Genomic DNA, 12,182 nt, shown 5'->3' on the forward strand with positions numbered 1-12,182 from the left:
GCCCAGAAAATGCTGGAAATTCGAAAGGATGTCGACGCCGATCAGTTGACATTTGAGTTGCATGCCTTGGCCCAGGAAGCCAACTGGGCTTATCAGCTGCATGGCTTTCCAGACGCCTTTGAGCTCGCTCGAAAAGGGATGTTCAGTCGATTGCACGAATCGGCAACTCGCATCGGGCAGTCAAAACTTCGCCCTCCCTCCCGCCTGAAAAGAAAGGGGCTCAAGAACACAAAACCAGGAGGAAGGAATGACAACGCCTAAACCCTCATCGCGCTTCTTACGTTGGACTGTTATTGCCAACGCGCTCTTTTCCGGAATTTCCGGTGTCTGGATTCTTGCAACAGGAAACATTACAGCCATGTTGTTGGGGCCTGAGATTCCGGGCGACCTCACGTTTGTTGGCTGGTCTTTGCTTTTGTACGCCATGGGACTTTCTTTTTTTTGTGTCACTCAAGCGGCCCATACCTAACTATCCCGTGGTCGCTGCGATCCTTCTGGATCTCGGCTGGGTAATCGGCAGCATAGCGTTGATACTAACAGGAATTTTTAGTCAAACCGGTACCTGGATCGTAACTGTTTGTGCGGAACTCGTTTTCCTGTTTGCCCTGTTTCAGTTCATAGGTTTGACACGTTACAGACGTGCTGTGTTTTCTACCGGCGGTATTATCGTCGCAGTTTTCTGCGGTAGTAGAGAGATGCGAAGAATGAGAATTAGATGACGTCGCCGCACCCACATCCTCCCCCAGCACCAGCCGTGCGATTGCCTTCCGGATTACTCGCTACCAAGAAGAGCTTTGGCTGAACGCTTCTGTCGCGTATTCGGCCGTTTCGCGCTCAAGACATGTTCGCGCAACGTGCGCTGTTGGCTTGGCGTTAATTTTCGCCAGCAGTCTCTGGCCGCGGGATCATCGTCAATCAGTTGCGAAAGTTCCTCTGGCAAGTTGTCCGGGGCGATTCGCAGGACGACAGAAGCTTTAGATCCTGTGTCGATTTGAGTTTTCAGGCAAAGATCGTTCGGCAAATCGATGAACCAACACTCTTTATTCCAATGCTTGAGCGAGCGCCGGCCAAGCTCGACTCGGTTGATGGTGCCTTCTACCACTATAGTTCCAGAAAGCCGCCACTTCGCCAGCTTCTTGCTTGGAATCTCTAGGAAACGGGGCATCGCCAGATGATGTCGTTGAACAATCGCCGTTAATTTCACGCGATCCGGTCTTCTGTTTTTCTGTGCTTTTCTCATATTGTTATATTTGAGAAGATCTATTTTACTACAAGTCGTAGTAGGGAAAAGAAACACAGATCTCAAACTTGACATCCCCCCATGGGGGTTATAATATCTTACTACGGGAAGTAGTAGTTTGGACTTTGTTATGGTATGGAAACGTCATTCATTCACGTTTGATCCCAACAAGAAGGGGCTGCGAAAGATCCTCGGCGATCTGGAGACTCAGATCATGGAGATCGCGTGGGCCAAGAGAGAGGTGACCGTTAAGCAGGTCCATGAAAGGCTGCAAGGGAAGCGAGAGCTTGCCTACACGACGGTCATGACAGTGATGAGCCGGCTAGCGGAGAAAGGTCTGTTGGCGCGGGTGAGGGAAGGAGCAGCCTATGTGTATCGGCCCGCTTCAACGAGGGAAGAATTTACGCAATCGAGTGTGAAGAAAGTGATGCAGGAGCTTCTGCGCGATTTTTCCACCCCGGCGATCCGGCAGTTTGTCGAATCAATCGGGAAGGAAGATCCTGAACAAATCGAGCAATTGGCCCGTCTGATTGATGTAAAGCGGAAAAGAAGAAATGTTTGAATGGCTGTCTCAACAGTACGTGAAGCTCATCGCCAACTACAAAATCCTTCTGCATAATCCAACTAGCTGCGAAGCGGTGGACTTACTGCATTTATTCACATTTACACTGGGAGCAGTGTTCTTCATTCGTGTCGTTGCTCATATGTTTCTCTTTTCCAGAATCAAACGGAGATCCCGGCTGTATACCGGAGAGCAGCATCCGCAGTTATTTGATGCTTACAGGAAGGCGGCTCAAAAGGCGCAGATTCGCCGGCTCCCTTCCTTGTACCGATTCACCGATGAAAATCCTCTAGTGTTTACGATCGGATCGATCAGGCCGGCCATCTTTCTTGCTCCCCGCGTTGCTGAAACACTGCCGCCCGAAGAACTGGAAGCTGCGCTAATTCATGAGTTGACCCACATCAAGCGTTCCGACACCCTGTTAATCTGGCTTCTGGAGATTTTCTTTGTTTCTATTCCAGCTCTCATTATCCAGGTTTTCGCAATCAGCTTTGTTTTCAGCGTTCAGAACTCCGTCTACGCGCTTCTCGGCGCTCTGGCAGGTCTACTGTTTTTTAAGGGCTATCTTTTGAAGAAAATTCTTTTTCTTCGCGAGATTTCCTGCGACGATCTCTCTGTCGATGCCATCCACGATCCGCTGCTGCTTGCTTCCTCGCTGATCAGCGTGTGGCGTCTCGGGCGAGCGGCCCCCAAACACCAATGGCACACAAGCCTTACTTTCGCTCAGTCTTTCCTGCCTTCTGCTTCACAACTGGAATTTCGGATCAAACGGCTGATTGATTACAGACGGCCCCGGCTTAAATTTTTCCTGGGAAAACTTGCACGTGTGCTTCTCTTATTGTTCCTTGCAATGACAACAGCATTCCTATTTTGGTTCCATTGTTTTCAAAAGAGTTCTGATCAGATTCGTGTCGACTATCGCTGCCGACAATCGCATGTTTCACAATGATAATTTTTGGGTGGCTTTTTACTACCGATCGTAGGTAAGAATGGGAATTTTTTTGTATGGAAATACTACTCAATGTAGTAGACACTAAAAAGGAGGATGATGATGAACATCAGGAACAAACTGGCTGGAATGATCGGCCTTTTCTTATTTGTAACGGCCGCCGTGGCGCAGTCGCCGCAAGGGAGCGACATTCAAGAGCTAACAGGTTTCAATTCGATTAAAGAAGTCTTTAACCGTGACAAGGGAAATGTCAGATTCGTGGCGCTGCTTTCTCCTTCCTGTGGATATTGCATCAAAGGATACCGGTACATGCGGAAAATTCTGGATGAAGTCTCTGATTCCCGCCTGAAGATGTACGTTGTCTGGGAGCCGATGCTTTCCGGTGACTCGAAAGACCTGGCATATCAGATGAGCAAAAAAGAAGACGATCCCAGAATGACTTATCACTCCTGGGATGGAGAACGGCTATCGGGGAAGTTATACCAGACGAAGATGAATCTTCCGCGTGTCGCATGGGATGTGTATTTTCTCTACGATGCCAATTCTGTTTGGGATGAAAAAGAACCGAGCGTGCCTTTTTATTGGCAACACCAGGGAGCGGGCGGAAAAGAAAACTGGCTTGATTACGATCAGCTTCTTTCCAAGGTAAAGGAGCTGCTGGCCCAAACAAAATAGGCGGGAGGCGATCATGAAAAACAAGAGTTTGGCAGTTACCGGCACATCGATGATCAGCTCGCTTCTGGTGCTGATCAGCTCGGCCTGCTGTGTGGGACCGCTCGCTGTGGTGTTATCCTTTGTCGGTCTCGGCAGCAGTACGCTTCTTTCCATTGAAAATGTCGTAGGGCCATTTCGCCCGGTCATCTTGAGTCTGACTGCGGTCTTTCTTGCTGGCGGATTCTTCTTTGGTTATCGACCGTTGAAGGAAGGATGTGAACTGGGGCCTGGTAAAATTTGTTCGGATTCGCACAGCCGCAAACTGCAAAGAATCTTGCTCTGGATTGCCACATCTCTATTCTTCGTGCTTCTGTACTTTACCTATATCCATCCCAATCTGGATATCTATTTTGGAATCTACTGAGATGAACATGAGCCAGCAACAGCGCGCGTGTCTTTGGTTGCAACTGATTCTGGTTTTCGTGATCTCGGGAACCGTGATTGCCGAAACGGCCCGAGCCGGGCGCGGACAACTCCAACTCTTGTTTGAAGCAGAGCTGCAGGCGAAAGGAGAAGTAAAACCTTTCGTCCTCGCCGATACTCCGTTTTCCGGTTTCAGCATGAAAAGGGATCTGATTGCACAAGGCGATGGTACGTTGAAAGGGTCCCGCGTGAACGGAACGCTTAGCTGGTCTAAGTTGTCAACCAAATATGAGAAGGACTCTCACACCAATACTCTGGTTTCTGGATGGATCACGACGGAAGACGGCGCCGAGATTTTCCTGGAAGCCATGGGCTACGCCAGAGTTGCCGATCCGGCACACACCGAGAAGTGGTCCTATATCGCCACGGTGCGTTTTGAAGATCCCGACAAACCATATGAATGGCTCATTAACCTTGTAGCTGTTTGGTTCGGGGAATTCGATCTGAAAACCGGTAGAGCGCACTATTGGGCTTATATTCCTGCAAATTTACAAAATACGAAAGAACTTAAGATTCAGGAGGCAAGATGAACACAAACGACAAAATTTTCCAATTAATCAGTGCCTTTCCCAAAGAGTTCACCGAACTCAGCGAGGACGAACAAAGAGTCTCTGTAGTGCTATATCGCCTCTTAGCGCGAGGCGAACCGGTGTCCCATGAGTCAATCGCTGCGGCGATTCAGATGCCGCCCAATACTGTGGACAGCATTCTAGGCCGCTGGCCAGGCATCTATTACGATGGCGAACATCGCATCATCGGATATTGGGGTCTGGCTCTGCCGAAAATGTCACACCGCTTTGAAGTCAACGGCAGAACTCTCTATACATGGTGCGCCTGGGACTCTTTGTTTATCCCGGAGATTCTGCAGCAGACCGCTCAAGTGGAGTCACACTGCCCTGTAACAGGAGACGCGATTCAACTTACTGTGACGCCGCAGAGCACCACGGGGTTGCAACCAGCTGGTGTGGTCATGTCTTTTCTGACACCACAGGAAAACAAAATCCGCGAAAACATCATTTTAAATTTCTGCCACTACGTACACTTCTTTTCTTCCAGGAATGCCGGAATGGAATGGACCTCAAAGAATGAAGGCACGTTGTTGATGTCGTTAAACGAGGCATTTGATCTGGCAAAAAGAAAAAATAGCCTGCAGTACCACACGGTTCTGCAATCTCTGACAAATTAGGAGAACACTTATATGAGCAGAAACATTTTAACCATTCTGTCCGCTTTGATCTTGACTTTTGCACAGCTTCTTTGGAGTTCCGAAGAGACTGCAAATTCGTATGACCCCTGCCGGTCTGAAGATGTACTGTTTGCAGCAGAGCTTCAGTACGACCCGAATATGAAAGCCGTCGTCGCAGAAACGGGAAGATCAGGAAAACTTGTTGGTAGCGGGAAAGGAACCATTAACGGCGCAAAACTGAATGGCACCATCCGGTGGTCCGTGTTTGAAGTTCTGAAGGAGCGCACGTGCGAAATAAACATCGTCGGTTACTTGAATACTTCTGATGGATCCGAGATTTTTCTAGACGCGAAAGGTTACGGCAAAACGGACAATGAGGAACCCAACAAATGGAAGGTTACATCAGAAGTTCATTTTAAGACCGCCGACGAGCCTTACGCATGGCTCAACCAGACCGCTGCAAAATGGGTTGGCGAGTTTGATGAAGAAACCGGCCATGCAAGCTATAAGGCATGTGTTTTACCCACCGAAAAAGGAACGAGCTGTAGCGCCGATCCTGGCAAAAGGCCAGAGAAGGAAAATCAATAGAAATATTTCGAGTGCATCCTATTAGGATGTAGTAATAAGTTGGGAGAAGTACCGTGAAAAGGAGTTACGCTCTCGCAGTTTTGCATCCTGCTTGGATTGCTGATTATTATTCTCAGCTATTTTCTTGCTTAAACGAAGAACGAAAACAGAATCACTGCCGAGTGAGAGAAGTCTATGATCTTTAATCTCATTTCTGTTTGTACGATCGCTGGGGCAATTCTTCATCTCTTCAGCCAACCATCCCATCTCCGGACAAAAAACGCATCGTTGAGATTTCCTTGCTTTATCTTCTCAGCATTCAGTGGGGAATCGGAGCCGTTTTCAGCTCCATTCCCCATATTGTAATTCCCGATACGGTTGCCGATTACATTGGATGGCACCGAGGAAGTCCTTTTCAGATCGAACTGAGATTTTCCATGACGTTGGGATCTGTCAATGATGCAACAAAGAGCCGGAGCACACTCGATTGGGTTTAGAATGATTCTACAGAAACGATTAGCAGAGGGAAGACGACCGAACAGTGATCACCGTGGTCTATCACAACAGCGAAGTCCATTTTGGCCCGACCCATCCGGCAGCGATTTCCCTGTATAACCCAGTCACAAAATCCGGAAAGGAAATTTATCCGATGAAACCATATCAAGCCGTCAGGCTTAAACATATCGAGAAAATGAAAGAGCTTTATTCCAATGAAGACTGGTGCAGAGAAAAAAATCATCACTGCGATCCGGAGTCGCTCAATGACAGCGTTGGAGATCTGAAGATCAATGACAAAACCGATTCCATAATTTTTCAGGCTCACTTCAGCGGAGATTATTGGAAGGATCCCGAAGGCACGAAAGATGAACCGATCCCCGTTGTTTACGTCTACCGGCATGTAAGAGATCCGCACCAATTGGAATATAGGGAGGTCCTGGAGAAAGATCTCAAGGCACAATATGGACACCATTCCCTGGCTGATTATTTGCAGCCCGAGATGCTTTCAAGGATTTTCGATTCCGAGTAAGAAGAGGAGTGCGCAAAATAGAATCATGAGCGAAGGAATTGTGAAGAGATCTCTTGATAAAATCGGTGTTGCCGGATCTCTATTTGCTGCGCTCTGCTGCCTTGGTTTTCCAGCGATCCTTTCCATTGTTTCGGCTATCGGCCTTGGGTTTATCATCAAAGATGCGATCTTAATTCCACTGCTTTCAGTCTTTTTGGTGATCGCATTGGTAGGCCTGTACCTTGGGATTTCTCATCATGGCCGCTGGACTGCGTTTGCGCTCGGCCTGATCAGTGCCATTGTGATATTGGTGTTCATTGTGCTTACTTTGAACAAGACTCTAGCACTTTTTGGAATCGCAGGTTTGGTTGCAGCCAGTGTGCTGAATGTCTGGCTAAAAATGCACAAGATGAAGCAGACTCGCACTGGTCATCGATGAGCCCAATTTGGACTTCATCTTCATCATAGACATCTTTGTAAGTTTGGTTAAACGCGTTACACTCCTGGCGTATTAAGATGAAAACGATTTCGAATGCCCCGCAATTTCTTGAAGTGCAGTCGTGTTGAGAATAGCGATCTTCCGCGTGGCCGCATTGAGAATTCCCTGCTTCTTCCACTCGCTAATCAAGGCACTGGCGGTCTCGCGGGTCGTAGCTGACAGACAAGCCAGATCCTTGTGAGTGAGACGCACTTGAATCATCCTCCCAAACTCAGAATCCTTCCCATATGGTTCGGCAAGGTTGAGCAACACTTGAGCCAGTCTGTTTGGTACGCTCTTGAAAGTAAGATCTGCCAACCTCGATTCGATTCGTCTGCGGCGCAGTCCGATCAACTTTGTAATCCCCAGGGCAAGATCAGGGTGCGAGCGAAGAAAGTCTTCAAACATCTGTTTCGGAATGACGCAGAGCAGGGAATTTTCCAGAGCTCGCGCAGCAGAAGCTCTGAATGGCTCATCAGTTAGCGCGAGCTCCCCAAATATTTCCCCCGCTCCGATTACATCCAGACCCACTGCCTTGCCTTCGTCTGACAGGCGACTGATTTCAATCATCCCTTTTTTCAACATATAAATGGTATCGGACGGATCTCCGGGAAGATAAAGCGCTTCTCCCTTTTGCACATGGATCATCTTGGTCATCCTCTCCATCATCTGCAATTCGGAGGTGGGAAGCTCTTTAAACAAATCAAAGTTCTTCAAGAACCAAATAGCCCTCGTCATATATCAGGACCTATTTCCCGTAAATCTCAGTATCCGGATGGAAGTTGTACCACGCATACCAGAAGCTCATCGAATGTGGGATTTGATTCCCTTTGGAATCGAAGATAGTCGCAGTCTGCGACGATTCCTCCCAATTGATTGTAATTGGCTCTTCACCAATTTTATCGCTGATTGTTTTCTGACCCTTCAGTCGGGAAACAGGATATGCTTTAAACTTGCGGTTTCTCTCAATTCCTACCACTTTTTCTTTTCGATCGAACTCCTTGCTTTCTTTTTCTACCGGGAACAAAAGCCGGGAGCTGCGATAGTAACTCGCATACGGGTCTGATCGGTAGTCGCGGTTATGGCCTGTATCGGTTGAGAGCACTAATGTATCGGGATATTTCTTTTTCCATGCTCCCCAGGTCGTATCTTCAAATGGAATGGTTCCGAGCCTGGCGCCTGTCATTGGGCCGGCCACCGCTTCATTCTTGAACTGAGACCACAGGCTGTTGGTTTGACGGTCATAAAGTAGAACATTGTTTTCATATAAGAGACCCGAAATTCCAAAGATGAGACGCTGGTCACCGTGTTTTGCGGAGTAAACTACTCCGCTTCCAGTAAGCGGTCAATAAGTAACCGCAACAGCCGTGTCGCTGAATGTGTCGTTGACAGCCTCATGCCAGGTAAGAATCTTGTGAGGATAAGCCTTCGCCACGCCGTTCAGCAGAAGGCCGATTACTCGATCATCATCCTTCAAGAAATTCACCTGGGACGCAGGAATAAACTTTGGATCCGTTAAGGATGGGATCCCGTCTTTTGGAGGACCGCCGCCAACAATTTTATCCTTCGGAATCGAGCTTTTGGTCAGGTCAAAATCGTCAGCCCAGGTCCATGCTGTGATCAGTAATAAAAGAAATAACAAACTTTTTCGCATAGGATGACCTCCTTATTTATTTAGTTGCCATTCGACAGTCCTCAATTTCTTCGATCGGTCTCAAATGTAATCAAAACTACAAAACGCAGAATTGGCCAAACCAGGAAGGCACCTAAGACTGAGAAGCACAAAATCCAAAGGAGAAAAATCATGAAAAAGATCGTTTCGTTCGTTTTGATCGTTCTGGTGGTCAGCGCGTTTTCCTTGCTGGCTGCCGAAAAAGATGAAACCTTCCAAGGCACGCTGGTAGATTCCAAATGCTACGCAGGTTCCAAAGGAATGCTGAAAGGGAATGACCACATGGGAACAACCGGGTGTGGCACGATGTGCGCAAAGCAGGGAATTCCTGTTGCCTTGCTTGACGCAAAGAACAAAACACATGTCCTGTTGGTTCCATCAATAAAACTTGCTGATTACGTTGGGCAGGAAGCTAAAGTGACCGGCAAGCTGGATTCTCTGACCAGCGGCATCATTGCCAGCAAAGTGGAGGTACAAAAAGACGGGAAATGGGAGGAAGTGAAGCTCGGCGCAGACATGATGTAGGACCATATCCTCCGAAATACCGGGGTTGCTGTCCCCACTGCTGGCGGCCCCGGTTTTGGAGTTTCACACTATGAACCGAAGAACCTTTCTCGAACGGATTACGCAGCTCTTTTCACTTGGATGGTTCGTTATGTTATCCCTGCCTGTTTTTCGCTTCCTTTCGGTATCTTCCGAAGGAAAGAGTGAATCAACCTGGCATGCATTGTTGCAAGCCGACGCGAATATTCCGCAGGAGGACTACGTTCAAGTGAGCTTGAAACAGGTTCAGCAAGAAGGCTGGAAGCGGCAGATTGTAGAAGAACTGCTTTGGGTTAGAAAAAAGAAAAACGGCAGCTTCATGGTCTTCAATCCACATTGCACACATCTCGGATGCGCTTTTTCGTGGAATGCAGAAATGAAACAGTTCCAGTGCCCCTGCCATGGAGGCCGCTTCGATGCCGATGGGAAAAGAATTGCGGGTCCACCTCCCCGCCCATTAGATCGGTACGAAACAAAGATAGAAGACAACACACTCAAAATCGGAAAGTTACTAAAAGCGTAGAATGAACAGAATTCCTTTCGTTGGCCCAACCATCCAATGGTTGGAGGATCGAATTCACCTCAGAACTTCGGTGCAAGAATTCTTGCAGTCGTCGATTCCCGACAAAATCGGTTGGCCTCATGTCCTGGGCAGTATCTTGCTTGTACTTTTTGCCGTGCAGTTTGTCTCCGGGATACTCCTCAGCTTCGTTTATTCCCCCTCGCCATCAGATGCCCATGCATCCGTCCGGTACATGACCGAAGAGATGAAAGGAGGCGCCTGGCTTCGGGGAATTCATTACTGGGGCGCATCCTTGATGGTGATCGTCATCGGTCTCCATCTTCTGCGCACCTTCCTCTTTGCAGCGTATCGAAAGCCCCGCGAGCTCACCTGGATTGTGGGTGTTCTGTTGTTACTCTGTGTGCTGACATTCGCCCAAACAGGATTCCTTCTTCCGTGGGATCAAATGGCCTATTGGGGAACAGAGGTCACGATTCGCATTATAGGTACGGCGCCGCTGATCGGTCCGCGAATCGTGAATTTCCTACGAGGTGGTAATGTCATAGGCTCCTTCACTTTAAGCCGCTTCTACAGTATTCATACCGTCATTCTTCCGATCACTGTTGTGCTGTTAATCCTTGGCCATCTTATGTTGATTCGCCGGTACGGCATCATGGCTCCTTGGTCTCGGACAGGTTCGGAACCTCCGCGAAGCACTTCGTTCTATCCACACCAGACTGTTAAAGATTCTGCTGCAATGTTCGTCATGATGATGATTCTTTTCGGCCTGGCAGCATTTCTTCCTCCATCGCTGGGGAGTCCTGCGGATCCAAGCGATAACAGCATTGTCCCGCGCCCTGAATGGTATTTCTTGTTTCTGTTCCAGTTGCTTCATTATTTCCAAGGGAAGTGGGAGACAGTCGGTACTTTCTTTTTACCGAATTTGGCGATTCTCATGCTCTTGATCGTACCGTTTCTGGATCGCAACACGGACCGCCGACTCAACAAGAGGCCCTTTGCCGTTCTCGCTGTCGCTGGTTGTGTGTTTGTTTGGAGCTACCTGACCTATGCCGCAACAAGCCACCAGTCGCCTTCCCGAGAGTTACGGCCAAAAGGAATTACAGTTTCCAGATCAGAGCGGATCAAGAGACCGAGCGATGTAGGCGGACTCTTCCTGCTTCAGCAAAGATGCTTCGAATGCCATTCGTTGACTGCTGCAGGAGAAAGACCGTTACAAATCCTTGCCCGAAACGATTTTCCTGCTGGAAAAGATTGGTTCAAGAACCATCTAGAAAAAATGGGGCGTGATTCCGGATTGACCGAGAACGAACCGAAGGAACTGATGTCGGTTCTCCGTTTGGCCGCGGGAGAGCATTCTGAACGGCTGTACACCATTCCCAGAGTCGTTCGTTCAGGTGCTCATACGTTTTATAACAATTTTTGCATCAACTGTCATACGATCGATGGCCAGGGAGGCAAGAAGGGACCTGATCTCACCATCCGGCCTCTGCGAAGCAAAGAGTGGCATGTTCAGCATATTCGCGAGCCGCAGTCCCTTGTTCCGAATTCCAAAATGCAGGAGTTCCCTGACTTTACCAACGCTGAGTACAATGCGCTTGCCGAATACATCCTTTATCTCCATTCTCCATAGGATGGTGGCCCTTCATGAACTTATGTAAATAAGGATGTAGAGTAGAGAGATGCGAAGAGTGAGAATTATTCCATTTCTTTTTCTCGCGATAGTGGCGTTGATTCCGGCTCAAGAGCTGGACGCGCAAATTAATTCTCCTGCCGGAAGGACTTTGTTCGCACGAACCTTCATGTGGCGCTCGGATTTCCGATACATCCGGATCTCCAGGATACTGGTCGATGGAGAAGAGATCCCGGATCCCTCCAACCAGAAGACCCGCGTTGCTGCCTTGGAAAATTTCTTCGTGTATGGCTTGCTACGCGACACTACGGTAATGGCAATAGTCCCATTCCTAAATCGCAATTTTGAAGCTCAGACCTCTCTAACCGATTTCCGAAACAGATACCGGCTTTGGCGATCCGACATTCTTGATTCAGTACGATGGTATCTACAAACAAAATAGACCACTGGGATTTACGCGACTTGCCGGCTTCTTAGGAGTAAAAGCTCCGCTGGGAAAAGACACCTTCAGTACCGACTCGGCGGATTATCTGATGGGTTCCATCTTTTCTTATTGGCAGAATCGTTGGTTCTATTCCGTCAGCGGGCAGTATACGGCCACTACTGAGGCAAATGCCGTTGACGCAGGAGATGTGTTCCGGTACGACGTCTCCGCGATGTATAAGTTGTTTGCGTATCCGGAGTGGAAA

18 protein-coding genes and 1 pseudogene are annotated in these 12,182 nt (G+C 48.4%); 16 read left to right on the top strand and 3 right to left on the bottom strand.

From position 1 onward, the window contains the following. Together L0156_27775 and L0156_27780 are read left to right on the top strand one after the other, a co-directional pair. Positions 1-261 (top strand): hypothetical protein (locus L0156_27775; protein ID MCI0606801.1); only part of this gene is annotated, 261 nt, incomplete at its 5' end. Further along, a complete protein-coding gene (locus L0156_27780; GenBank protein MCI0606802.1) occupies positions 248-469 on the top strand; it encodes a hypothetical protein in 222 nt (73 codons plus the stop codon). The genes L0156_27775 and L0156_27780, both read left to right, overlap by 14 nt. A gap of 303 nt (positions 470-772) precedes the next feature. Here L0156_27780 and L0156_27785 read toward each other — a convergent pair whose 3' ends face one another. Continuing rightward, the gene (locus L0156_27785; GenBank protein ID MCI0606803.1) at positions 773-1,240 is read right to left on the bottom strand and encodes a YdeI/OmpD-associated family protein; all 468 of its coding nucleotides are present in this window, start codon (positions 1,238-1,240) and stop codon (positions 773-775) included. 130 nt (positions 1,241-1,370) lie between these two features. On the opposite strand from L0156_27785, the gene L0156_27790 reads away from it, so the two are divergent. From L0156_27790 to L0156_27835, 10 genes are all read left to right on the top strand, one after another. Beyond that, on the top strand, positions 1,371-1,802 hold the full coding sequence (locus tag L0156_27790) for a BlaI/MecI/CopY family transcriptional regulator (GenBank protein ID MCI0606804.1): 432 nt from the start codon (positions 1,371-1,373) through the stop codon (positions 1,800-1,802). Further along, the gene (locus L0156_27795; GenBank protein MCI0606805.1) at positions 1,795-2,751 is read left to right on the top strand and encodes a M48 family metalloprotease; all 957 of its coding nucleotides are present in this window, start codon (positions 1,795-1,797) and stop codon (positions 2,749-2,751) included. Before L0156_27790 ends, L0156_27795 begins: the two co-directional genes overlap by 8 nt. A 102-nt stretch (positions 2,752-2,853) precedes the next feature. Next, a complete protein-coding gene (locus tag L0156_27800) occupies positions 2,854-3,426 on the top strand; it encodes a hypothetical protein (GenBank protein ID MCI0606806.1) in 573 nt (190 codons plus the stop codon). A gap of 13 nt (positions 3,427-3,439) precedes the next feature. After that, positions 3,440-3,829 carry a hypothetical protein gene (locus L0156_27805; GenBank protein ID MCI0606807.1) on the top strand — a complete coding sequence of 130 codons (390 nt, stop codon included), beginning with the start codon at positions 3,440-3,442 and terminating at the stop codon, positions 3,827-3,829. A gap of 7 nt (positions 3,830-3,836) precedes the next feature. Then, on the top strand, positions 3,837-4,418 hold the full coding sequence (locus tag L0156_27810; protein MCI0606808.1) for a DUF3237 family protein: 582 nt from the start codon (positions 3,837-3,839) through the stop codon (positions 4,416-4,418). Next, positions 4,415-5,074, top strand: a complete 660-nt coding sequence (gene merB / locus L0156_27815; protein MCI0606809.1) for an alkylmercury lyase MerB — start codon at positions 4,415-4,417, stop codon at positions 5,072-5,074. The genes L0156_27810 and merB overlap by 4 nt, the downstream gene beginning before the upstream one ends. A gap of 12 nt (positions 5,075-5,086) precedes the next feature. After that, positions 5,087-5,662 carry a DUF3237 domain-containing protein gene (locus L0156_27820; protein MCI0606810.1) on the top strand — a complete coding sequence of 192 codons (576 nt, stop codon included), beginning with the start codon at positions 5,087-5,089 and terminating at the stop codon, positions 5,660-5,662. A 197-nt stretch (positions 5,663-5,859) separates the two neighbouring features. Continuing rightward, complete coding sequence (locus L0156_27825) at positions 5,860-6,138, top strand: hypothetical protein (protein ID MCI0606811.1); 279 nt, start codon at positions 5,860-5,862, stop codon at positions 6,136-6,138. A gap of 44 nt (positions 6,139-6,182) precedes the next feature. Continuing rightward, the gene (locus L0156_27830; protein MCI0606812.1) at positions 6,183-6,668 is read left to right on the top strand and encodes a hypothetical protein; all 486 of its coding nucleotides are present in this window, start codon (positions 6,183-6,185) and stop codon (positions 6,666-6,668) included. A gap of 25 nt (positions 6,669-6,693) precedes the next feature. Beyond that, the gene (locus L0156_27835) at positions 6,694-7,086 is read left to right on the top strand and encodes a MerC family mercury resistance protein (GenBank protein MCI0606813.1); all 393 of its coding nucleotides are present in this window, start codon (positions 6,694-6,696) and stop codon (positions 7,084-7,086) included. A 72-nt stretch (positions 7,087-7,158) separates the two neighbouring features. Here L0156_27835 and L0156_27840 read toward each other — a convergent pair whose 3' ends face one another. Further along, positions 7,159-7,863, bottom strand: coding sequence for a Crp/Fnr family transcriptional regulator (locus L0156_27840; GenBank protein MCI0606814.1), 705 nt, complete (start codon positions 7,861-7,863; stop codon positions 7,159-7,161). A 10-nt stretch (positions 7,864-7,873) separates the two neighbouring features. After that, positions 7,874-8,779, bottom strand: a pseudogene (locus tag L0156_27845) (DUF3179 domain-containing protein). 150 nt (positions 8,780-8,929) lie between these two features. Between L0156_27845 and L0156_27850 the strand changes: the two are divergent. From L0156_27850 to L0156_27865, 4 genes are all read left to right on the top strand, one after another. Then, positions 8,930-9,322, top strand: a complete 393-nt coding sequence (locus L0156_27850; GenBank protein ID MCI0606815.1) for a hypothetical protein — start codon at positions 8,930-8,932, stop codon at positions 9,320-9,322. A gap of 70 nt (positions 9,323-9,392) precedes the next feature. Beyond that, complete coding sequence (locus tag L0156_27855; GenBank protein ID MCI0606816.1) at positions 9,393-9,863, top strand: ubiquinol-cytochrome c reductase iron-sulfur subunit; 471 nt, start codon at positions 9,393-9,395, stop codon at positions 9,861-9,863. Between the two features lies 1 nt (position 9,864). Further along, entirely contained in the window at positions 9,865-11,493 is a 1,629-nt protein-coding gene (locus L0156_27860) for a cytochrome b N-terminal domain-containing protein (GenBank protein MCI0606817.1), read from the top strand. Positions 11,494-11,900: 407 nt separating this feature from the next. Then, positions 11,901-12,182, top strand: a 282-nt coding sequence (locus L0156_27865) for a hypothetical protein (GenBank protein MCI0606818.1), incomplete at its 3' end; no start/stop codon positions are given.

The organism is bacterium (assembly GCA_022616075.1).
GTDB lineage: Bacteria > Acidobacteriota > HRBIN11 > JAKEFK01 > JAKEFK01 > JAKEFK01.

Excerpts from the sequence above, each read along its gene's own strand:
- L0156_27780 (MCI0606802.1), top strand. The coding sequence starts at position 248 with ATGACAACGCCTAAACCCTCATCGCGCTTCTTACGTTGGACTGTTATT.
- L0156_27785 (MCI0606803.1), bottom strand. The coding sequence starts at position 1,240 with ATGAGAAAAGCACAGAAAAACAGAAGACCGGATCGCGTGAAATTAACG.
- L0156_27790 (MCI0606804.1), top strand. The coding sequence starts at position 1,371 with ATGGTATGGAAACGTCATTCATTCACGTTTGATCCCAACAAGAAGGGG.
- L0156_27795 (MCI0606805.1), top strand. The coding sequence starts at position 1,795 with ATGTTTGAATGGCTGTCTCAACAGTACGTGAAGCTCATCGCCAACTAC.
- L0156_27800 (MCI0606806.1), top strand. The coding sequence starts at position 2,854 with ATGAACATCAGGAACAAACTGGCTGGAATGATCGGCCTTTTCTTATTT.
- L0156_27805 (MCI0606807.1), top strand. The coding sequence starts at position 3,440 with ATGAAAAACAAGAGTTTGGCAGTTACCGGCACATCGATGATCAGCTCG.
- L0156_27810 (MCI0606808.1), top strand. The coding sequence starts at position 3,837 with ATGAGCCAGCAACAGCGCGCGTGTCTTTGGTTGCAACTGATTCTGGTT.
- merB (MCI0606809.1), top strand. The coding sequence starts at position 4,415 with ATGAACACAAACGACAAAATTTTCCAATTAATCAGTGCCTTTCCCAAA.
- L0156_27820 (MCI0606810.1), top strand. The coding sequence starts at position 5,087 with ATGAGCAGAAACATTTTAACCATTCTGTCCGCTTTGATCTTGACTTTT.
- L0156_27835 (MCI0606813.1), top strand. The coding sequence starts at position 6,694 with ATGAGCGAAGGAATTGTGAAGAGATCTCTTGATAAAATCGGTGTTGCC.
- L0156_27840 (MCI0606814.1), bottom strand. The coding sequence starts at position 7,863 with ATGACGAGGGCTATTTGGTTCTTGAAGAACTTTGATTTGTTTAAAGAG.
- L0156_27850 (MCI0606815.1), top strand. The coding sequence starts at position 8,930 with ATGAAAAAGATCGTTTCGTTCGTTTTGATCGTTCTGGTGGTCAGCGCG.
- L0156_27855 (MCI0606816.1), top strand. The coding sequence starts at position 9,393 with ATGAACCGAAGAACCTTTCTCGAACGGATTACGCAGCTCTTTTCACTT.
- L0156_27860 (MCI0606817.1), top strand. The coding sequence starts at position 9,865 with ATGAACAGAATTCCTTTCGTTGGCCCAACCATCCAATGGTTGGAGGAT.